Below are 20,101 nucleotides of genomic sequence, written 5' to 3' on the forward strand. Positions count from 1 at the left end.
AGGTGGGCCTCACCCAGCGCCTCCCGCGTCTCGCGCAGCTCCGACTCGTACTGCTCGCGCAGATCCTTCGGACGGGACTTGAAGCCGTTCTCCATGTTCTTCTGCGCCTCGTCCATCCAGCTCTCGACGTCGGACACCGCCAGATCATGCTGGCGCGCCACCTCCGCCACTGTGGTCTTGCCCTTGAAGATGTCCATCACCACGGCCGTCTTGCGCTTCGCCGTCCACCGCTTCACCGGTGCTTCTTCGCTCATCATGCCCTCCTGTTGGCCCCACAATAACCTGTGCAGCCGTCGAGGGGGTCACTTCATCACTTCCTCGAGGATGAAGCGCTGGTCGGGTGAGCTGATCCCGTCCGCCTCCAGCAGGAGGGTGGCCTGCGTGAGGATGTACATCCAGGACCAGTGATAGAGCTCGACGTTGCGCGTCTGGTTCTTCGGCAGCTTGATCGGGTGGTGGGTTGGCTGGGCAACGAACTGATTGGTGATGGTGATGACCGCGTCGATCTTGTGAGCGCGGGCCTGCTGGAGGTAAGACTGAAGTTGTTCCTCGTCCACTTCGGCATTGCCGATCTTGGCTTCGATCAGGGCGGTCCAGCGCTTCTTCCCTGTGTCGAGGACGAGCAGGCCGTCGGGGCGGTCGTTCTTTTTGGAGCTGGATTTCGCGCTCTTCTCTTCCTTGAACGTGACTTCGGTCCAGGCTCCGAGCCTTGCACGGTTGCCGACGCGGACGTTGAGGGAGCCCAGCATGGCTTGGCGGAGTTCGTAGATGCTTCGCATGGCCGCCAGGACGATGGAGGCCGCTCGTTGCTCTTTGTTGGAGTCGGCGGTGACGGGGATCAGCCGGGCGGGTTCGCCTGACTCAATGAACTCGGGTAGCTCGGCCATGGTTGGCTCCTCCTGGCTCCGGGCGAATCGGTGACGCGGCATCCTTGCGTGCCAGCTTGTGGAAACCATAGCCTATGTGTGGTTCAGCGTCGATCTCGCTAGTTGCTTTGGTCGCGGGCCGGAGTGGGGGATAGAGATCGATTGCAGTGGCGGGGCTTTCGCGACGAGCGGGGGCCATTCCGCGCAACTTTGGGAGAGCCCCGGAAGTGACAACACTCATACCTTCGCTGAACAGCTGCCTCCCACGGATGACGTCGGGCGAGAAGCGCTTTGCGCGGCGCCTGGAGCACTTCCTGGAGGATGACTACCTGTGCTGGTACGACGTGCCGGTGGGCGGGCGGTCGGAGCATCCGGATTTCATCGTGCTGCACCCGCAGCGTGGGTTGCTGATCCTGGAGGTGAAGGACTGGCGGCTGGAGACCATCCGGCAGATCGATCGCCAGGAGGCGACCATCCTGACGGACCGGGGCCTGAAGGTGGTGCCCAACCCGCTGGAGCAGGCGCGCCAGTATGCCTATCAGGTCATCAAGCCACTGGAGCGCGATCCGCAGCTGGTGCATCCGCCGGGGTCTTCGCTGCAGGGTCGGTTGATGCTGCCGTTCGGGCACGGGGTGGTGCTGGCCAATATCACCCGCGCGCAGTTCGAGCAGCAGGAGCTGGGCGAGGTGATTCCGGCCAATCGGGTCATCTGTCGCGACGAGATGACGGAGTCCCAGGATCCGGAGAATTTCCAGAAGCGGCTGTGGGACATGTTCACTGTGCAGTTCCCGCACCGGTTGTCGCTGCCGCAGATCGACCGCATCCGCGGCCACCTGTTCCCGGAGATCCGCATCCGCCAGGGCAGTCTGTTCGACGATGGGCCCGACGCGGACGAGACCGAATCCCCGGCCGAAGTGCTCCCGGACCTGATGCGGGTGATGGACCTGCAGCAGGAGCAGCTGGCGCGCAGCCTGGGCACCGGGCACCGGGTGATCCATGGCGCGGCCGGGGCGGGCAAGACGCTGATCCTGGTCTACCGCTGCCTGCATCTGGCGCGGGCCCTGCGCAAGCCGATCCTGGTGCTGTGCTACAACCGCACCCTGGCCGACCGCCTGCAGGCCATCCTGGCGGAGAAGGGCGCGGGCGATCAGGTGGTGGTGTACAACTTCCATCGCTGGTGTCACGCGCAGTTGCGCACCTACAACGTGCCGCCACCGCCGAATAACACGGACAAGCGGGCCTTCTTCGACCAGCTGGTGCAGCAGGTGATCGGCGGCGTCGACCAGGGGCAGATTCCCGGCGGGCAGTACGGCGCGGTGATGATCGACGAGGGCCACGACTTCGAGCCGCACTGGTTCCGGCTGGCCACGCAGATGGTCGACCCGGACACCAACTCGGTGCTGGTGCTGTACGACGACGCCCAGTCGATCTACGGCCGCAGCCAGAGCCGGTTCAGCTTCTCCAGCGTGGGCGTGGAGGCCCGCGGGCGCACCACCATCCTGCGGGTGAATTACCGCAACACCCGCCAGGTGCTGGACCTGGCCACCCGTTTCGCCCGCGAACTGCTGGACCCGCAGGAGGCCGAGGAAGACGGCATCCCGCTGGTGCCGCCGGAAAGCGCGGGTCGCGAAGGCCCGGAGCCCGCGATCATCCCTCTGCCCGCCCAGCCGCAGGAGATCGAATACATCGCCGGGCATTTCAAGCGGCTGCACGAACAGGGCCGCCCCTGGAGCGAGATGGCCGTGCTGCACCGCCGCGTGCCCGCCGCCGGCAAGATCCGCGCGGTGTTCGAGCGTGAGGGCATCCCGCTGGAAAACCTCGGGGACCGCAATCGCCAGAAGTCGGCCACCCCGGCCGATACGGTGAAGATGGTGACCATGCACTCCAGCAAGGGCCTGGAGTTTCCCGTGGTGGCCCTGACCGGCCTGGGCGAGATGGACACCGCCGAGGAGCGCGAGGCCGAAGAGGCCCGCCTGCTCTACGTGGCCATGACCCGGGCCATGGACGAGCTGATCGTCACCGGCCCGCCGCAGGCCCCCTTCCTCCGCCGCATTGGCGAGGCCGCGCAGGCCTGAACCCGCGAGCCCGGGCGGGTGCCGGTCGGGGGGCGCAGGGTGCGGCGGCCGTCACCGAATGGGTGGCCCGTCTTTGACGGTTGCGAGGGGCGGGTCTAGCGTCAAAGGAGAGGGGCAGGGAAAGGCTCCGGTAAATCCGTTGCGACCTCGCGGAATCGCGAAGGAGGCACACCATGCGCAGCGTAGACAACATGCCGGCCCTGGACTGGGAAAACGGCAGGAACGCCATGCGGGCGAAGTTCCAGGTGATGCACGAGGAACCGGTGGTGCTGAATATGCCGCCCGACATGGACTGGTCGGTGAACGGGGGCGAGTTCGGCTGCACGCTGGACGACGGCGGCATGCCGCGTGACTGCGAGGGCGGCAGCCTGCTGCATCGTCTGGCGGAGCTCAATGACATGCCGGCGCTGGAGGACATCGCGAAGGCCTGCGACTACTCCAGTTCCCGCGTGGACATCGACGCCGCCGGCTCCCGCATCATCGTGCACGACTGACCGGGCCTGCGCCGCCGGCCCGCGCCCGGGCTGCATCCGGCGGCGGTGCGCGATGTCGGTGATCCGCCACGAGATGGAGATCGATGCCGCTCCGGAGGCGGTGTTCGACCTGATGGCCCGGATCGAGGCGTTCGCCGCGTACAGCGAGGCTATCGAGTCCATCACCCGTGTCGGGCCCGATCGTTACCGCTGGCGTGTGCGGGTGGCCGGGGTGCCGCTGGAGTTCGACGTGGAGGTGCTGGTGGCCGTCCCGCCGCGCCTGCTCGGCTGGCGCGCGCTGGCCGGCTTGTCGTGCGAGGGCTGCTACCGGCTGTCTGCGAGCGGGCGCGGCACGCATCTGCAGCTGAGCGTGCGCTGCGGCGGAGAGAACCCCCTGACCGACGGCCTGCTTGGCCTGGCCGCCCATCCGTTGCTGGACGAACTGGGGGCCGAGATTGTCCGCAATGCCCGGCCGGTCCTGCACCGGGCGTGAGCCCAATGCGTCTGCGTGGAACTCGCAATATTCCTCGAGGAAGGCGAGGCGGGTGGTGTCGGTCACCCGGTCGATGAACAGGGTGCCGTCGAGTGAGAGGGGTGATAGTCAGCCTGGCGCCTCGGTTACCTGACGGGGACGATGCCAGCGATTGATGCAGGAAAGGACAAACATCGGTGAAAACAACGAAATACTTCCGGGCGACTCGCGGCAGGCCGGACCGTGCGAGAATCAAGGACGAATGGATCCAGTACGTGGTGCAGCATCCTGAGAGAGAGCACGTGCAGGCAGATGGCCGAACAAGGCGCTGGGCCAGGATCGAGGCAATGGAAGGCCGGTACCTGCGGGTGATTCTGCTGGACGATGGCGAGACGATTCACAATGCATTTTTTGATCGGGGGTTCCGGCCATGAAAGTCAGCTATTTCGATGACAGCGATACTTTGTACATCGAGTTCCGCAGCAGCGACATTGCGGAATCGAAAGATCTGGACGAAAACACCATCCTGGATGTGGATGCCAGCGGCAATGTCTGCGCAATCACTTTTGAACATGCAAGCCAGCGTACTGACGTTAGCCATCTCATTGTCGAGGGTATTGCGGCATAAGCTCTCCTTTTTGTCGACGCCATAAAGTGCCCGGCGCCGTAAGTTGCACCGGGCGTGAGGCTTATGCTTCTGCGTGGAACTCGCGGTATTCCTCGAGGAAGGCGAGGCGGGTGGTGTCGGTCACCCGGTCGATGAACAGGGTGCCGTCGAGGTGGTCGAGCTCGTGCTGGAACACGGTGGCAAGGAAGCCTTCGGGTTCCAGGTGGCGGGGCGTGCCGTCGGGCTCGTGGTAATCAACGGCGATGTGGCGCGGCCGGGCGACTTCGCCGCGCAGGCCGGGCACGGACAGGCAGCCTTCCCAGTAGCGTTGCGGCGTTGGATCCAGCACGGTGACCACCGGGTTCACCAGCACCAGGCGGCCGGTGGGTACGGCATCGGGGTAGCGCGTGTTGCCGGGCCGGATCTCGATCACCGCCACGCGTCGGGTGTCGCCGATCTGGGCGGCGGCGAGGCCGAGCCCTTCGCTGGCGTGCATGGTGTCCACCAGGTCGTCCACCAGGGCCTGCAGCCCCGGGCTGTCGAAGTCGCCATCGGCCACCGGGTCGCACACGCGACGCAGGTCGGGGTGCCCCATACGCAGGATACGACGAACGCTCATGGCATCGATGGTGCCACAGCGAAGAAGAACGTTCGCAGCCTGGCGCGTTCGAAGCCGGCCAAAGGAGACCGCATGGGGCAGTGGATCATCGGGGTGGACCTGTCCGGGCCCGGGAGTGCCGGGCAGACGTCCGTCGCCGTTTTCGCCGAGCGCGGCGGGGCGCTCCGGCTGCAGGAGCTGCTTGCGGGGGCGGACGATCAGGCGATCCTGGATCGTGTGCCGGCTGCGGCGGTGGTGGGGCTGGACGCACCCCTGTCGTACTCGCCCACCGGGGGCAGTCGCACGTCCGATCAGTCCCTGCGCCGCCTGGCGGTGCAATGCGGTCTGCCGGCCGGCACCGTGATGGCGCCTTCCGCGCCGCGCATGAGCTACCTGACGCTGCGCGGTGTCGCGGTCAGCCGCATGCTCGCCTCCGAGCGCCCGGATGCCCGCGTGGCGGAGGTACATCCCACGGTGGCCATGGCGCTGGGCGGCGTTTCGGTCGAGAGCCTGAAGGCGATGAAGCACGCGGCGGACGCGCGACGGGACCTGCTGGCCTGGCTGGATCGGCAGGGTCTGGACGGGGTGCTCGATTTCGCCGATGCCAGCGACCATTCGGTGGCCGCCTGCGCCGCGGCATGGGCCGCCTGGCAGTGGAGCCGGGGCCGCTCCGCATGGATCCACCCGGCCGAGCCACCGGAACACCCGTACGATTTTGCCTGCTGAACGGCGCACGGGCGCATCGCAACCCATCGAACGGAGGATATCTCCGGGGGTCGTGTGCGGAATGCGGAAAGGGAAATGGTGGCCGGGGACGGAATCGAACCGCCGACACGGGGATTTTCAATCCCTCGCTTACACCGTTTCCTGCATTAACCGGGGTTAGTCAAAACGAACACTTTCAGTGATTTACCTGCGTTGCAGCCGCAAAGCTAACGCGGGATAATCAACCTAAATTGCCCGAATCTGCTTACACAGTGCTTACACGGCGCTTACATGACCCCCCGGGGGTGGCCCTGGCGGGGGGTGGGTGGAGCACAGCAGCCCTACACACCCACCCCCTTCGCTCCAGCAGACCCCTTCCCGAAAATTTCCCGTGAAAATCGGGCAGGGGGGCAAAACGAAAAAGCCCCACCGGTGCGCCAACACCGGTAGGGCTGCTCACCACCGAACCTGTGCGGAGGTTCCAATGGCTACCAGCAATGCTACTCGCGTCCGGCTTACCCGTGAACGGTTGAAGGCGTTCACCTGCCCCCCTGAACGCCGTCAAGCCTTCCTGTGGGATTCGGAGGCGCCCGGCCTGGGGCTGCGCGTCACCGCCGCCGGTGCGAAGGCGTATATTTTCCAGTCCCGCCTGCACGGGCGCTCCCTGCGCGTCACCATCGGCCCGGTGGGGCACTTCGAGACCGTGGAGGATGCCCGAGCCGAGGCCCGGCGGCTGGCGGAGCTGGTGCGGCAGGGGGTGCACCCCGAGGATGACGCGAAGGCCAAGGCCGCCGAGGCGGAGGCCGCAAGGGCGGAACGCACCCGGGCCACGGTGACGCTGGGGGGCGCCTGGGCCGACTACGTGGCCGAACGCAAAGCCGAATGGAGCGAGGCGCACCGGCACGACCACGAACGCGCCATGACGGCGCCGGGGCAGCCCCGCCGCCGGAGCCGCCAGCCCACCACCGCCGGTGCGTTGTACAGCCTGCGGGGGGAGCGGCTGCGGGATCTCACCGCCGAGCGGCTGGCCCGGTGGATGGAAACCGAGAGCGCGAAGCGCCCCGCCGTCGCGGCCCGTGCCTTCCGGCTGCTGCGCACGTTCCTGAACTGGGCCGCCGAGCATCCCGACTATCGAGGACTGGTGGACCCCGGCGCGCTGCTGACCGGTGCGGTGCGGCGCAAGGTGCCAAGGCAGAAGCCGAGGGATGACGTGCTCCAGCGCGAGCAGTTGCCCCCCTGGTTCGAGTGGGTGCGGCGGATCGCCAACCCGGTGGCGTCGGCCTACCTGCAAACGCTGCTGCTCACCGGGGCGCGGTCGGGGGAACTGGCCGCCTTGCGGTGGGATGACGTGGATTTCCAGTGGCGCGCCCTCACCATCCGCGACAAGGCCGAGAGGGAGCGCACCATCCCCCTCACCCCCTACGTGGCGGCCCTGCTGGCGGCCCTGCCCCGGCGCAATGGCTGGGTGTTCTCCAGTCCGCAAAGTGAGTCGGGGCGCATCGGAGCGCAAACCCGAGTGCACACCCGCGCCGTAGAGGCTGCCGGGCTGCCCCCGGTGACACTGCACGGGCTGCGCCGCAGCTTCGGCACCCTGTCCGAGTGGGTGGAGTGCCCGGTGGGGATCGTGGCGCAGATTCAGGGGCACAAGCCGAGCGCCATCGCGGAGAAGCATTACCGCCGCCGTCCGCTCGACCTGCTGCGGCAGTGGCATGTGCGCATCGAGGGCTGGATGCTGGAGCAGGCCGGAATTGAGCAGCCCGAGTACGGCACCGGGGAACGGCTACGGGTGGCGAAGTAGTCCAAGCGTAGTCCGCACCCTGTTGCAATCAAGGCGCAACAAATCGTGCCTTGACAGCAAGAGGTCGCAACTTATAGCGTAAAGCTATCCATCTGCCAAAGTTGGTAGATGGAGTGAAGCACCGAAGTGATCCTCGCGTCACAGAGGGACAACCGCCGAGGCGGATCCTGGCTGACGAAAGAGGGCAACCACCGAGGGGCAAACCATGAGATTCGGCTAACTCGCCGACTCCGGTTGCCTTCGTGGTTGCGGAGTCGGCATAGACACGAGGAACGATCATGTCTAACGCGACTCCGCAGACGGCAGCCCTTGCCGACCGCAACGCCCCCCTGAAACATCACAGCACCCCACCCGCCGGGCAGCCCTTCCTGTCCATCCCGCAGGTGTGCCAACGCTACGGCATCCACCGCGCCACCGCGTACCGATGGATGCAGGAGCGCAGCTTCCCCCGCCCGGTGCGATTTAGTGCGTCTTGTGCTCGCGTCCCGCTCGATGAGATCGAAGCGTGGGAGCAAGCGCAGCGTTCGGTGCGGGGGTGAACCATGGAAACCCAGACCCGTGCACTGACGACCCCGGAGCTCGCCAATCGGGTGGGCATTACCCCCGAGAGCCTGCGAGTTCACCTCTGCCGCCGTGGCAGCTACTTCGGCCTGGTGCCAGACCGCCTTCCTAATGGTCGGCTACTCTGGCCTGCCGACTCTCTGGAGCGGCTGAAGGCGAAAGCGGAGGCCATGCCACCGCGCCCCGTACCGAGCCGCAAGGCCGCAGGGGGTGAGTGATGCTGGAGGAAAAGAGTGGCCCCGCACCCGGGGGATGGGGCGAGGCCGGTGCAGACGTGACGGGACTGCGCAATCAGAATACCACCCCCGCCCCGGTGGTGGTGAAGGCGGCCAAGCCGAACCCGGACAACATCCCCGAGGCGTTGAAGGCACTGCCGCACTGGGTGCCGTACCGGCGCCGTGAGAAGGGCGGCAAGGTCACGCCCTTCGGCCAACCGAAGCAGGACAAGGTCCCGCTACAGCCGCGCCACCCCTTCGCGCCTGCCAGCACTGCCAATCCGGATCATTGCGGCAGCTTCGAGGAGGCCCGGGAAGCCCTGCGCCAATGCCCGCAGACCGATGGACTTGGGCTGGTGCTGACGCACGCCTGGCTGGACGCCCCCGACCTGGTGGCGCTGGACTTTGACGGCCTGCGCGACCCGCACACGGGGGAGATCGCCCCGGACAAACTGGCCGAATGGGAGACCATCAAGGCGGTCGGCAGCTACACCGAGGTCAGTCCGTCCGGCGAAGGCTTCCGCGTGTTCTGCTACGGGGGCGTTGGCGGCGCTTTCAATCACGGAGGTGTGGAGGTATACCCGGCGGGCGGTGCGGCCCGTTTCGTGACCGGCACCGGGGCGCACGTCGAAGGCTTCCCCCTCGAGCCCCGGCCCGTGCACAACCTGGCCGAACTGCTGGCGACGTACCGCCCCGCTGAAAGACCCGAGGCGGGGACCGGGGAGGACTCCGGCCTGCCCAAGGCCCCACCGCAGATCCCCGGGGACGTGCCCGAGCGCACGGCGCTGGATCTGGCGGATGGATGGCTGCGCTTCCTGGAGGACTGCGACCAACCGCCGGAGCATTTCGAGGGCGACCGTTCCCGTGCGCTCCAGAGCCTCACCACCGCCCTGCTGGCAAAGGATCTGGAGCCCGCCGAGGTGCTGGGGGTGCTGAAGCACTCGGACGCTTTCCGGGTGGCGCTGGATCACCGGGGACAAAACGAGGCCAAAGCGGTGCAATACCTGTGGGACGGCATCCGGAAAGCGGCGGCCCGTAACCCCGGTGCCGTGGCGGTGGGCGAGGACTTTTCTGACCTGGATGCCGTGGAGCGGGACGAACGGCATCCATGGGAGCGAGGCGCTTTCCGGCTGACCCGCTTCACGGACATGCAACACACGCCGCTGGAGTGGCTGGTGCATGGCCTGTTCCCGAGGCAAGGCGTCGCGCAGGTGTTCGCCCCACCCGCCAGCCTCAAGAGCTTCCTTGCCATCAGTGTCTCCCTCGCGGTCGCAACGGGGCGGGAGTTTTGCGGTCGCGAGGTGGAGTCCGGCCCCGTGGTGTATATCGCGGGGGAAGGCCACCACGGCATTCAACAGCGCATCCGCGCCTGGGCCGCGTTTCACGGCGTCGAGGAGGAGGCCCTCTCCAACCTGTTCGTGTCGACGGTTCCGGCGAACCTGACCGACTCGGAGACCGTTGCCTACGTGCGGGCTGCGCTGAAGGCGGTTGCCGACGAAGTGGGTCCTCCGAGCCTGATCGTGATCGACACCCTCGCCCGGGCCTTCGGTGGTGGCGACGAGAACAGCACCAAGGACATGAACGCCTTCGTGGCGAACTGCGACCGCTTGCGGGCGGACTGGGGGGCGCTGGTGCTGGTCGTGCATCACACCGGCCACAACAACCAAGAGCGCGCCCGAGGCGCGATGGCGCTGCTGGCCGCCCTGGATGCCGAGTACCGGATGGCCAAGGACCCGAGCGGCACTGTCCGGCTGACCTGCACCAAGATGAAGGACGCCCCGGAGCCTGAACCGCTCGCGTTCTCTCTGAAATCGCAAGACCTGGACTATGAGGACCCCGAAACCGGCGAGCCGGTCTCCTCGGCGGTGCTCATCCCCACCGACTACACCGAGCCACCACGGAAGGGCACCAAGGGCAAGGGTGAGCGCCAGCAGGAAGCGCTGCGCCTTCTCCGCGACCTGGAAGCCTTCCCCGATGAGGACGGCGGAGAAGGGGTGCCCCTGGCCAAGTGGCGGAAGGCGTGCGATGCGGTCGGGATGTCCCGCAGCACCGTAGGGGACGTGGTGAAGAAGCTGACCGAACCGGGCGGCCCTGTCGAACGTTTCAACACCGGGGGTGGGGACCGTGTGCGCACCTTTCAACAGTGATTTCCACCAGCGTTGTCCGGAGCTGTCCGTCCGGTCCGGTTCCCCTAGGAAACCGGACCTCCGGACACGGGCCTTTATTCCGGACAAGAACCTCCGGACGCATTCCGTACAACCTCGGAAATGGCTTCACGGCGCGGTTCCCCCCGGTGTTGGTGGGGCGGGGAGGCCATTCCGTACAGACCTCCGGACACAACCTCCGGATTTAACCTCCGGACAGGGTATTTCGGACGCTAACAACAACCTAACAACGAGAGGAAAACGCGATGGCGATGCACAGCACGAACGGTAACGAAGCCCCAGCACGCTACCGGAAAAAACTCGACCGCCGCCTTTGGTGCCACTTCGACTTCTTCCCTGATGGAAAGCTTCGCACTACATGGCATCCGGAGGAGCCGACCCCCGAGCTTTTTCGACGGATTGCGGACCGCTACGTCAAGGCAAGAAATGCGGTGTACGCGAAGCAGGCCCGCCGAGCGGGCTGCCCCCTGGCGGTGGTGACAGAATCCGGCGGGGAGATCATCGTTTACCCGAATGGCCGGGTGGATGAGTACGAGACCTTGATATGGTGAGGAGGCCGAGACTATGGCAGCGAAACCCATAACCCGAGCCGCGCACGCGACCATCCGGAAGGCCGGAGGGGAAGCCTATGTGTTCGGGCAGGTGGCCGAGGGCCGGACGCTGAAGGCGATTGCTGAGGATCTGGGGATCTCCCGCCAGATCCTCAGCACCTGGTGCAACCGCCCGCAGCGCAGGGACGCGCTCACCCGTGCGAGACAGGAGGCCGCCGGTGCTTTGATGGATGAGGCCCTGGCGATCACCGACAACGCCGAGGAGGACGCGACTGCGCTCCAGAAGGTGAAGCAGCAGGCTGACCTGCGTAAATGGCTGGCGGGCCGGTTGTCACCGCAGCAGTGGGGCGACACGGGACCCGGTGTACAGGTGAACATCGGCCAGCTTCACCTGGACGCCCTGCGCCAAGTCGGCCGCGTAGTGGACGTGAAGTCGGAACCCGAGGGGGGACGGGAGGATTAGGGGCGCAGTGACACCGGCGCGCCCCCGGTGCTACGTTGAAAACGCACCCGAGGCAGTTGCAGCTACCCCGGGCGCTTCCCACAACGTCACTGCACAGGAGTAGACGCCATGAGCACCACCGATGCTATCACCCCCGCCGCGCACCTTCTCGACTTGGGGGAGGCGCGAGACCTGGCGCTTGAGATCCGCGCCGGGTGCAAGGCGATTGCCAGCCATACCGACCCCGACACCGCCGCACTGCTGAAGATGGTGGCGCATAGCGCCGACCGACTGGCGGGGGTGCTGGAGGAGGCCGCCCCGGAGATCCAGCCGTAGTCGAGACGGGATGCGATACGAAGAACAACCACCCATCCAAGACTTCTGGGACAAGGCGACGGCGGTGCTGGTCTCGGTCACCTTTGTGTTCGGATGGCTGTGGTTGGTGGGAGTGCTGGGTTATCAGGTTTGGTACTGGCTTCAGGAAGGGGAGTGGTTGCCGCTCTCCTTCCGGTTGGCGCTCGAATTCATTGGCCTGGACGTGCCAGCCCCTGTGGAGATCGAGGGTTGGGTTGGCCTTTCTCGCCTGCTGGAGTGGGCGATCAATCTGCCCATGTCCGTGATGGTAGGGCTGGCGGTATTCGCGGTGGCGGTGCTCGTGAACTGGATGGTGCGGCGATAAGCCCAGCGAGCACCGGGGCCGATGGAGCGGCATTGCTTACATGGTGCTTACACGGAGGCGAAGGCTTGGAAGCGGGGATGCGGCAAATGCCGCGTAAGCCTTTGAAAATGATGGTGGCCGGGGACGGAATCGAACCGCCGACACGGGGATTTTCAATCCCCTGCTCTACCGACTGAGCTACCCGGCCAGTACTGACTTGTTGCGGGGTTCGCCGTGAGGCGAAGGGCAGTATTAAAGCGGTCCGGGGCGCTCACGTCAAGGGTGCGCCCCGGCGCCGGCTTCAGGACTGGTTGGGGTCGACGAAGCCTTCGGGCTTTTCGGAGCCGTCGCCGAACAGGAACTTCTCCATTTCCTCTTCCAGGAACTTGCGCGCCTTGGGGTCCACCGGGGTCAGGCGATACTCGTTGATGAGCATGGTCTGGTGGCTCAGCCAGGCGTTCCAGGCTTCCTTGGAGACGTTGAGGTAGATCTTCTTGCCCATCTCGCCCGGGTAGGGCGGGACGTCCAGGCCTTCGGCCTCTTTGCCGAGTTTTACGCAGTTAACGGTTCGTGCCATGGCCGGAATCCTTTTCGCTTTGGAGTAAGCCTTGTATGGGGGCCGGGATGCCTGCCGGCCGCGACTGGTCCGGTTTATACCAGATCACCCCGGGGGCATCCATGATCCCGCACTCGCCCGCCGGGAGCCGGTAGCGCTGCACGCGCAGGTCGAGCTGGTAGTGGCTGAAGCCGTGGCTCAGTGCGTCGCCTTCCAGCGCCTCGGCGTGTGGCCAGTGGGTGCGCACCCAGGCTTCCAGGTGCTCCGGGTCCTCGGCCTCGGGCAGGGTGTACAGACCGCCCCAGATGCCGCTGGGCGGGCGCTGTTCCAGGTAGATGCCTTCGGGCGCGTGCAGCAGGGCGGCCCAGCGGGTGCGTGTCGGGCGTTCGCGCTTCGGCCGCGGGTGCGGCAGCTCGGCGGTGCGTTCCTGCAGCCGGGCGCCGCAGTCTTCGGCCACCGGGCAGGCGAGGCAGTCGGGGCGGCTGCGGGTGCATACCAGCGCGCCCAGATCCATGATCGCCTGGGTGTAGTCGGCGCAGCGGCTGGCGGGGGTGCGGGCCTCGGCCTCGCGCCACAGGGTTTTCTGGCTGGCGGTGCTGCCGGGCCAGCCGTCCACCGCGGCGTGGCGGGCGAGTACGCGCTTGGCGTTGCCGTCGAGGATGGCCTCGGGGGCGTCGTGTGCCTGGGCGAGGATGGCGGCGGCGGTGGAGCGGCCGATGCCGGGCAGGGCCTCCAGCGCCACGCGTTCGCGCGGGAAGTGCCCGTCGTGGTCTTCCACGATGGTCCGGGCGCAGCGGTGCAGGTTGCGGGCACGGGCGTAATAGCCCAGGCCCGCCCACAGGGCGAGGACGTCGTCCACGGGGGCGGCCGCCAGGCTCTGCACGTCCGGGAAGCGCGCGGTGAAGCGCTCGAAATACGGGATGACGGTCTCGACCCGGGTCTGCTGCAGCATGATCTCGGAGACCCATACGCGGTAGGGCGTGCGCGGTTGCTGCCACGGGAGATCGTGACGACCGTTGCGGTCGAACCAGTCCAGCAGGCGTTGGGCAAAGGGTTGCATGATGGCGGGGAGGAGGCACCGACGCCCGGGGCGATGTGCCCGGGCGTCGGTGTCCGTGGTCGGGTTGAACGAGTGCGGGTGCCCCGGGTTCTCCGGTTTACTCGAGGAGTTCCCGCAGGCGGTCTTCCGCTTCCTGCTCGAGGCTGCGTTCGGCCTCTTCGTCTTCCTCGTCTGCCTCGTCTTCGTCAGCTTCTTCGACTTGTTCGTCGTTTGCTTCTTCCTCGTCCGCTTCGTCGCGCGAGACGCCGAGGCGCTCCATCAGGCGGCGGGTGGCCTCGTCGCGCAGTTCGTCCTCGTCCACGCCCAGCTCCTGGGCGGCGCGTTCACGCAGGATGGATTCGAGGTCGAGGCGGAAGCTGGGGTCGTCGAACGTGCCGCTGATCCGGATCGGCAGGCGGACGCCGCGCAGGTCTTCCAGCGAACGTCCGCCCTGGCCTTCCAGGGTGCCGACGAGCGTCGTGTCCACGCGGTAGTCCAGCGATTCGTCGTTGAGGTCGGCCGAGCCATCCCCGCGTACGCGCAGCAGCGGGGAGTTGCCTTCCAGGTCGTTGTTGGAGACCACGCCGTTGTCGATCTCGAAACTGCCGGAGATCTCGCTGAAGTCCGTCTGCCGCGGCTCGTCCGACTCGTATTCACGGCCGCGGATGCGGGCCTCCGCGCGGCGGATGATGTCGGCGACGTTGATGCCGCGCACCGCGCCGTCCTCGAAGCGCATGTCGCCATCGCCGTTGAGGTTGGCTCGCAGGTCGGACAGCGCCTCGCCGTGCGTGGTGATATCGAGTGCGAGGTTGCCGGTGCCCAGCAGCATGGCGTCGTCACCCTGCAGGTCGTCCAGCAGGGCGCCGATATCCAGGCCGGCCAGGTCGGTAGTGAGGCCGTAGCGCGGCTGGCTGCCCGAGGCGTCCAGCTGGATGCGGCTGGTCAGTTCGCCGTCGTAGCCGGTGGCGGACAGCGGGTCGATCACCCAGTCGCCGCCGCGCGCCCGGATGTCCAGCGCGATGTCGCGCAGTTCCAGGCCCATCAGGATCAGGCGACCATCGAGGGCCAGGCTGCCGTCCACGTCGACGGAACGCAGGGCTTCCATCGGCAGTTCGATACGCAGCTCCTCGGCTTCTTCCTCGTCGGGGGCGCCGTTGGCTTCGCCGGTGCGCGCCTCTTCGACCTCCGGCGGGAGGTAGCGGTCGACATTGAGCTCGTTGCCGCGCAGGTCGAAACCGAAATGCGGGCGCTCGCCGGTGGTGTCCAGCGTGGCGTCACCGCTGAGGGTCGTGTCGTCGAGGGTGAACAGGAACGGCGACAGTTCCAGGTTGCCCGGCGTACCGGCCGCGGAAAGGTCGAACGCGACCCGTTGCAGGGCATCCGGATCCGCGGTGGCCGGGGCTTCCAGCCCCAGATCGTCCATGACCGAGCGCAGGTTGAAGGTGTTGGAGCGCAGTTCGCCACGCATCTGGGGCTGGTCGCCCTGCAGGTTACCCAGTTCGGCGAACCCGGTGAGGGTCACCCTGGAGGCCTCCACCGTCAGGCGCTCCATGCGCAGGCGGGTGTCGTCTTCGTCCACCTCCAGCGCCACGTCGCTGCGGAAGATGACGGTCATCGGCTGCGGCACCGGGCCGCCTTCCACGTCGAGGTTGAGGTCCAGGCGACGCACTGCATAGCGATTGTTCAGCAGGTCGAGGTTGACCAGTCCGGTCAGGTCCATGGTGGTGCTGAGCGGCTGCTCCAGCGCGCCGCCCTCGGCCTCCAGCGCGGCGGACATTTCCAGCCGGGTCTCCACGCCGGGCTGGAAGCGGCCCACCTGCAGGCTGAACGGGTCCAGCACCGCGCGCATCCCGGTCTCGCGGTCGTCCCACACCACGCGGGCGTTGGTCAGGCTGATGCCGGCGATATCGATCCGTTCCATGGCCAGGCGCGATTCGGTGGCGGTGCGTTCTTCTTCTTCGTTGCCGGTCACGGCCTCGTCACGGGCCTCGTCGGCGCGGGCAGCGAGGTCGTCCCAGTTGTTGCGGCCGTCCTCGTCGCGCGCCAGGTTCAGGCGCACGCCGTCGCCTTCAACCCGTTGCACTTCCAGCTCGCGGCGCAGCAGCGGCATGACCGCGACAGCCACGTCCACCACGTCGAGCTCGGCGAAGGGTTCGTCGCCGAAGCCCTCGGCGTTGCCGAAGCGCACGTCTTCCAGGCGCAGGCCGAGGGTGGGGAACAGCGTCAGGCTGACATCGCCGGCCAGTTCCAGATCGCGCCCGGTCTGTTCGTGCACCTGGGCCTCGATGCGCTCCTTGTAATCGTTGGCGTCGAACGTCACCAGCAGATACGCGGCGACGACGATCACCACGAGGATCAGGATGCCGATCAGGCCAAACAGGCGCTTGATCCATTTCATGTTCGGGAATCTCCTTGCGGGTCGGGGGCCTTCCAGCTGCCGCTGCGACCGCCGTGTTTTTCCAGAAGCCGGACCGTTTCCAGCACCATGCCCCGGTCCACGGCCTTGCACATATCGTAGATGGTCAGAAGGGTGGCGGAGACCGCAGTCAGGGCCTCCATCTCCACGCCGGTGACTGCATGTACTTCGCAGGTTGCCCGGGCCACGACCGCGTCATCTTCCAGATCGAATTCGACCGCCACGCGGCTGAGTCCGATGGGATGGCACAGCGGGATCAGGTCCCCGGTACGCTTGGCCCCCATGATACCGGCGATGCGGGCAATGCCCAGAACATCCCCTTTGGAATGATTGCCTTCGCGGACCTTCTGCAGGGTCTCCGGCTGCATGCGGATGCGGCCTTCGGCGATGGCCACGCGGTGGGAGACGGCCTTGTCGCCGACATCGACCATGTGGGCATGGCCGTGGGCGTCGAAATGAGTGAAATCGGTCATCCGGCTATAATGCTTGTTTGAAAGCCACACGTGTAGGGGCTGCATGGCGGTAAAAGTGCTGTATTTCGCGCGTTTGCGCGAAGAACTGGGCCGTGAGGGCGACCGGGCCGAACTCCCGGCCGAGGGTTCTACCGTGGCCGGCCTGTGGGAGCACCTGCATGGCGAACCCCCGCCGCAGCGGCTGATGAGCGCGGTCAACCAGACCCGCGCCGATCTCGAAACCCCGGTGCGTGATGGCGACGAGGTCGCCTTTTTCCCGCCGGTGACCGGGGGCTGAGCATGACCGTGACCATCCACTCCGAGGATTTCGACCCCTGGGACGTGCTGCGCGTGGCGGAGCAGGACATCCCCGCCGAGGCCCGCGGGGCGGCCAGCGTGTTCGTCGGCCGCATGCGCGATTTCAACGAGGACGATGCCGTGACCGGGCTGTTCCTGGAGCATTATCCGGGCATGACCGAGCAGGAGCTGGAGCGCATCGTGGAGGCCGCCCAGCAGCGCTGGCCCCTGCTGGGCGTGCATGTTGCGCACCGCGTGGGCGAGGTGCGGCCGGGCGATGCGCTGGTGCTGGTGGCGACCTGGTCGGCGCACCGCGCGGCCGCCCGCGATGCCTGCAGCGACATCCTGGAGCGGCTCAAGCACGAGGCCCCGTTCTGGAAGCGCGAGCGCCTGGCCGACGGCAGCAGCCGCTGGGTGGAGCGCAACACGCCCGGCTGAATCCCGCGCGTCGCGCGCGAGGGGGATCAGCCGTCCAGCAGCTCGCGCGGGTTGAAGCTGGATGACTCCGCCATCTTTTCATACCAGTCGCCGGCTTCGTCTTCCGGCGGCACGTGGATCATCAGCCGCAGATACAGATCGCCCGGGGTCTTGCCGGGCAGACCCTTGCCCTTCAGGCGCACCTGCTTGCCCGACTGCGAGCCCTTCGGCACCTTCAGGTTGACCGGTCCGTGCGGGGTGGGCGCCTCGATCGTGGCGCCCAGCGCGGCCTCCCACGGGGTGATCGGGATGTCGCGGTACAGGTCGCGCCCTTCCACCCGGTAGTTGGGATCCGGCTTGATGCGGATCTCCAGCAGCAGGTCGCCCGGGGCGCCGTTGCCCACGCCGGGGTCGCCCTGGCCGCGTACCCGGACCCGCGAGCCGTCCTTGGCGCCGGCGGGGATGCGCACGCGCTGCGGGCGCCCCCGCGGGTCGGTCACCGACAGCTCGGCGCCGTGCATGGCCTGTTCGAGGGTCACTTCCACCGCGCCTTCGCGGTCGGCACCACGCACGTCGAAGCCGCGCCGGCGACCGCCGCCACCCATGCCGCCGCCGCCAAAGATCGACTCGAAGAAGTCGGAGAAGCCGCCGAAATCGGCCCCGCCGGCACCCGGTCCGGCGCCCCGTGCGCGGCCGCCGGCACCCGCACCGGTCCAGCCGTCCCAGCCCGGCGGCGGACGGAAGTCCTGCCCCTGGCGCCAGTTGGCGCCCAGCTGGTCGTAGGCCTTGCGCTTTTCCGGGTCCCCGAGGGCCTCGTAGGCCTCGTTGACCTCCTTGATGCGCGTCTCGGCCTGCGGGTCGTCACTGACGTCGGGGTGGTACTTGCGCGCCAGCTTGCGATAGGCCTTCTTGATGTCGTCCTGGCTGGCGTTGCGGTCCACGCCCAGGATCTTGTAGTAATCCTTGTATTCCATCTCCTGCCTCGAGTCGGAACCCTTTCGGCGACCGGCGAAGCCGGTGTGTATGCGTTCGCGTTCGGGTACCACCCGAATCCCGGGCCATCATACCCGGGATTCGGGTGCTACCGGCACCAATCAAAAGGCGCTGCCCGCTCGCGCCGGCAGCGCCCGCTGGAAGGCTCGCGCCCCGGCCGTGGCCGGGGACGCTGCCGGGCTGCGGATCAGCTCTCGATCTCGATCCGGCGCGGCTGCACCCTGGCCTGCTTGGGAATGCGAACCTCCAGCACGCCGTTCTGGCTGCGCGCGGAGATGTTCTCCGCATCGGCGGTGTCCGGCAGCGAGAAGCGGCGGAAGAAGGTGCCACGCATGCGCTCCACGCGCTTGTAGCCTTCCTTCTCTTCTGCGTTTTCGTACTTGCGTTCGCCACGCAGGGTCAGCACGCCGTTCTCCATGTGCAGCTCGATGTCCTTGGGATCCACGCCCGGGACGTCGGCATGCAGCACGTAGGCATCGGTCTCCTCGCGGATGTCCACCGCAGGGCTCCAGTCGGCCGCGCTCACCGAGTCCTCGTCGCCGGGTACGTCGGGCAGGCGGCCGAGTTCACGCGAGAGCTGGTTGAGCAGGCTCCAGGGTTCGTAACGCATCATGTTCATGGCTATCCCCTCCTTCATCGGGTGTCTTGTTGACTCAGTAATCGAAGTAGGGGCGTTCCGGGGAGATTTCAAGCCAGGCGGCGAAAATCGCGCAGGCGGTAGTCATTTTCGGTAACCAGTTCGAAAAGGCCGTGGATTCCGTCGTGGGTCATGTACGGGCGCAGCAGCCGCGCCGGGAACTGCACGCTGACCCCGGCCTCGGAGATCGCGAATACGGTGGTGGAGCGCCCGGAATAGTACTGCTCCATCATGTCCGGGGAGATGTCCAGGCGGATGCGGAAACGCTGCATGGCGGGTCAGTCCGATGGGGCGGAGCGCGCGGGGCGGGATCGGCCGGGTGGGGCTGGCCCCGCGACCCCCGGTCTCCCGTATACTGCGCGCCCGACAAATTTAGCAAGGAATCGCCATGCGCCCCAGCGGTCGACAGCCCGACGAGATGCGCCCGGTCCGTTTCACCCGGCACTTCACCCGCCACGCCGAAGGTTCGGTGCTGGTGGAGTTCGGTGACACCCGGGTGCTGTGCAATGCCACCATCGAGCCCCGCGTGCCGCCCTGGCTCAAGGGCAAGGGCAAGGGCTGGGTCACCGCCGAGTACAGCATGCTGCCGCGTTCCACCCATGACCGCATGGCGCGCGAGGCGGCCCGCGGCAAGCTGGGCGGACGGACCATGGAGATCCAGCGCCTGATCGGTCGCGCCCTGCGCGCGGTGGTCGACATGGAAGCGCTGGGCGAGCGCCAGATCATTGTCGACTGCGACGTGATCCAGGCCGACGGCGGCACGCGCACGGCCTCGATCAGTGGTGCCTTCGTGGCCCTGCGCGACGCGGTGGCGCACGGGCGCGAGATCGGCCTGCTGAAGAAGGATCCGCTGCACGGACATCTCGCGGCGGTGTCCGTGGGGATCTTCCAGGGAACGCCGGTGCTGGACCTCGACTACGACGAGGACTCCGCGGCCGAGACCGATCTGAACCTGGTGATGAACGAGGCCGGCGGGGTGATCGAGATCCAGGGCACGGCCGAGGGCCATGCCTTCCGCCGCGACGAACTGGACAGCATGCTGGATCTGGGCGAGAAGGGTGTGAGTACCATCATCGACGCGCAACGCGCGGTCCTGGGCGAGGGCTGA

Annotated in this window: 25 protein-coding genes, 1 tRNA gene and 2 pseudogenes; 16 read left to right on the plus strand and 12 right to left on the minus strand. The window is 67.1% G+C overall.

Annotated features, from left to right (window positions below; translation table 11 throughout):
• Nucleotides 1–254: transposase (locus F787_RS0104510; protein ID WP_028491491.1), on the minus strand; the 254-nt coding region annotated here is incomplete at its 3' end.
• A 51-nt stretch (nt 255–305) separates the two neighbouring features.
• Nucleotides 306–887, minus strand: a pseudogene (locus F787_RS15445) (hypothetical protein); the annotation flags it as partial.
• Between the two features lie 248 nt (nt 888–1,135).
• Between F787_RS15445 and F787_RS0104520 the strand changes: the two are divergent.
• The 3 genes from F787_RS0104520 to F787_RS0104530 all read left to right on the plus strand — a co-directional run bounded on the left by F787_RS0104520 (nt 1,136) and on the right by F787_RS0104530 (nt 3,907).
• Nucleotides 1,136–2,941: a DEAD/DEAH box helicase gene (locus F787_RS0104520; RefSeq protein WP_028491429.1), complete on the plus strand. Its 1,806-nt coding sequence runs from the start codon at nt 1,136–1,138 to the stop codon at nt 2,939–2,941.
• 173 nt (nt 2,942–3,114) lie between these two features.
• Nucleotides 3,115–3,435 carry a hypothetical protein gene (locus F787_RS0104525; RefSeq protein ID WP_019570589.1) on the plus strand — a complete coding sequence of 107 codons (321 nt, stop codon included), beginning with the start codon at nt 3,115–3,117 and terminating at the stop codon, nt 3,433–3,435.
• A gap of 52 nt (nt 3,436–3,487) precedes the next feature.
• A complete protein-coding gene (locus tag F787_RS0104530) occupies nt 3,488–3,907 on the plus strand; it encodes an SRPBCC family protein (RefSeq protein WP_019570590.1) in 420 nt (139 codons plus the stop codon).
• A 6-nt stretch (nt 3,908–3,913) separates the two neighbouring features.
• On the opposite strand, the pseudogene F787_RS17325 reads toward F787_RS0104530, so the two are convergent.
• Nucleotides 3,914–4,000, minus strand: a pseudogene (locus tag F787_RS17325) (peptide deformylase); the annotation flags it as partial.
• 83 nt (nt 4,001–4,083) lie between these two features.
• On the opposite strand from F787_RS17325, the gene F787_RS0104535 reads away from it, so the two are divergent.
• Complete coding sequence (locus F787_RS0104535; protein WP_051246013.1) at nt 4,084–4,320, plus strand: hypothetical protein; 237 nt, start codon at nt 4,084–4,086, stop codon at nt 4,318–4,320.
• A complete protein-coding gene (locus F787_RS0104540; RefSeq protein WP_019570592.1) occupies nt 4,317–4,514 on the plus strand; it encodes a DUF2283 domain-containing protein in 198 nt (65 codons plus the stop codon). The genes F787_RS0104535 and F787_RS0104540 overlap by 4 nt, the downstream gene beginning before the upstream one ends.
• A 61-nt stretch (nt 4,515–4,575) precedes the next feature.
• Here the strand turns inward: F787_RS0104540 and def are convergent, their stop codons facing one another.
• Entirely contained in the window at nt 4,576–5,112 is a 537-nt protein-coding gene (gene def, locus F787_RS0104545; RefSeq protein ID WP_155989583.1) for a peptide deformylase, read from the minus strand.
• 72 nt (nt 5,113–5,184) lie between these two features.
• Here def and F787_RS0104550 point away from each other — a divergent pair, with 72 nt between their 5' ends.
• The 8 genes from F787_RS0104550 to F787_RS0104585 all read left to right on the plus strand — a co-directional run bounded on the left by F787_RS0104550 (nt 5,185) and on the right by F787_RS0104585 (nt 12,207).
• The gene (locus F787_RS0104550; protein WP_028491432.1) at nt 5,185–5,817 is read left to right on the plus strand and encodes a DUF429 domain-containing protein; all 633 of its coding nucleotides are present in this window, start codon (nt 5,185–5,187) and stop codon (nt 5,815–5,817) included.
• Between the two features lie 463 nt (nt 5,818–6,280).
• Complete coding sequence (locus tag F787_RS0104555) at nt 6,281–7,594, plus strand: integrase family protein (protein WP_028491433.1); 1,314 nt, start codon at nt 6,281–6,283, stop codon at nt 7,592–7,594.
• 278 nt (nt 7,595–7,872) lie between these two features.
• Complete coding sequence (locus tag F787_RS17330) at nt 7,873–8,133, plus strand: AlpA family phage regulatory protein (protein WP_051246015.1); 261 nt, start codon at nt 7,873–7,875, stop codon at nt 8,131–8,133.
• 239 nt (nt 8,134–8,372) lie between these two features.
• Entirely contained in the window at nt 8,373–10,517 is a 2,145-nt protein-coding gene (locus F787_RS16725) for an AAA family ATPase (protein WP_231373395.1), read from the plus strand.
• Nucleotides 10,518–10,780: 263 nt separating this feature from the next.
• Nucleotides 10,781–11,086 carry a hypothetical protein gene (locus F787_RS0104570; RefSeq protein ID WP_028491435.1) on the plus strand — a complete coding sequence of 102 codons (306 nt, stop codon included), beginning with the start codon at nt 10,781–10,783 and terminating at the stop codon, nt 11,084–11,086.
• Nucleotides 11,087–11,099: 13 nt separating this feature from the next.
• Nucleotides 11,100–11,549 carry a hypothetical protein gene (locus F787_RS0104575; RefSeq protein ID WP_028491436.1) on the plus strand — a complete coding sequence of 150 codons (450 nt, stop codon included), beginning with the start codon at nt 11,100–11,102 and terminating at the stop codon, nt 11,547–11,549.
• A 108-nt stretch (nt 11,550–11,657) separates the two neighbouring features.
• Complete coding sequence (locus F787_RS0104580; RefSeq protein WP_028491437.1) at nt 11,658–11,864, plus strand: hypothetical protein; 207 nt, start codon at nt 11,658–11,660, stop codon at nt 11,862–11,864.
• Nucleotides 11,865–11,874: 10 nt separating this feature from the next.
• Entirely contained in the window at nt 11,875–12,207 is a 333-nt protein-coding gene (locus tag F787_RS0104585; protein WP_028491438.1) for a hypothetical protein, read from the plus strand.
• 111 nt (nt 12,208–12,318) lie between these two features.
• Here F787_RS0104585 and F787_RS0104590 read toward each other — a convergent pair.
• The 5 genes from F787_RS0104590 to moaC form a co-directional block, all read right to left on the minus strand.
• Nucleotides 12,319–12,394: transfer RNA gene (locus F787_RS0104590), tRNA-Phe, on the minus strand.
• A 93-nt stretch (nt 12,395–12,487) separates the two neighbouring features.
• Nucleotides 12,488–12,763: an oxidative damage protection protein gene (locus F787_RS0104595; RefSeq protein ID WP_018947159.1), complete on the minus strand. Its 276-nt coding sequence runs from the start codon at nt 12,761–12,763 to the stop codon at nt 12,488–12,490.
• Entirely contained in the window at nt 12,747–13,802 is a 1,056-nt protein-coding gene (gene mutY, locus F787_RS0104600) for an A/G-specific adenine glycosylase (RefSeq protein ID WP_028491439.1), read from the minus strand. The genes F787_RS0104595 and mutY overlap by 17 nt, the downstream gene beginning before the upstream one ends.
• Nucleotides 13,803–13,899: 97 nt before the next feature.
• The gene (locus F787_RS0104605; protein WP_028491440.1) at nt 13,900–16,179 is read right to left on the minus strand and encodes an AsmA family protein; all 2,280 of its coding nucleotides are present in this window, start codon (nt 16,177–16,179) and stop codon (nt 13,900–13,902) included.
• Nucleotides 16,176–16,670: a cyclic pyranopterin monophosphate synthase MoaC gene (moaC, locus tag F787_RS0104610; protein WP_018869003.1), complete on the minus strand. Its 495-nt coding sequence runs from the start codon at nt 16,668–16,670 to the stop codon at nt 16,176–16,178. The genes F787_RS0104605 and moaC overlap by 4 nt, the downstream gene beginning before the upstream one ends.
• A 43-nt stretch (nt 16,671–16,713) precedes the next feature.
• On the opposite strand from moaC, the gene moaD reads away from it, so the two are divergent.
• Both moaD and F787_RS0104620 read left to right on the plus strand, forming a co-directional pair.
• Nucleotides 16,714–16,947, plus strand: coding sequence for a molybdopterin converting factor subunit 1 (moaD, locus tag F787_RS0104615; protein ID WP_026279420.1), 234 nt, complete (start codon nt 16,714–16,716; stop codon nt 16,945–16,947).
• 2 nt (nt 16,948–16,949) lie between these two features.
• Nucleotides 16,950–17,384, plus strand: a complete 435-nt coding sequence (locus F787_RS0104620) for a molybdenum cofactor biosynthesis protein MoaE (RefSeq protein WP_028491441.1) — start codon at nt 16,950–16,952, stop codon at nt 17,382–17,384.
• A 26-nt stretch (nt 17,385–17,410) separates the two neighbouring features.
• Here the strand turns inward: F787_RS0104620 and F787_RS0104625 are convergent, their stop codons facing one another.
• The 3 genes from F787_RS0104625 to F787_RS0104635 form a co-directional block, all read right to left on the minus strand.
• The gene (locus tag F787_RS0104625) at nt 17,411–18,337 is read right to left on the minus strand and encodes a DnaJ C-terminal domain-containing protein (RefSeq protein WP_018869006.1); all 927 of its coding nucleotides are present in this window, start codon (nt 18,335–18,337) and stop codon (nt 17,411–17,413) included.
• 206 nt (nt 18,338–18,543) lie between these two features.
• On the minus strand, nt 18,544–18,975 hold the full coding sequence (locus F787_RS0104630) for an Hsp20/alpha crystallin family protein (RefSeq protein WP_026331435.1): 432 nt from the start codon (nt 18,973–18,975) through the stop codon (nt 18,544–18,546).
• A 68-nt stretch (nt 18,976–19,043) separates the two neighbouring features.
• Entirely contained in the window at nt 19,044–19,265 is a 222-nt protein-coding gene (locus tag F787_RS0104635; protein ID WP_018869008.1) for a DUF2835 family protein, read from the minus strand.
• Between the two features lie 116 nt (nt 19,266–19,381).
• Between F787_RS0104635 and rph the strand changes: the two genes are divergently transcribed.
• The gene (gene rph / locus F787_RS0104640; protein WP_028491442.1) at nt 19,382–20,101 is read left to right on the plus strand and encodes a ribonuclease PH; all 720 of its coding nucleotides are present in this window, start codon (nt 19,382–19,384) and stop codon (nt 20,099–20,101) included.

This window comes from Thioalkalivibrio sp. ALE19, assembly GCF_000428605.1.
Taxonomy (GTDB): Bacteria; Pseudomonadota; Gammaproteobacteria; order Ectothiorhodospirales; family Ectothiorhodospiraceae; genus Thioalkalivibrio.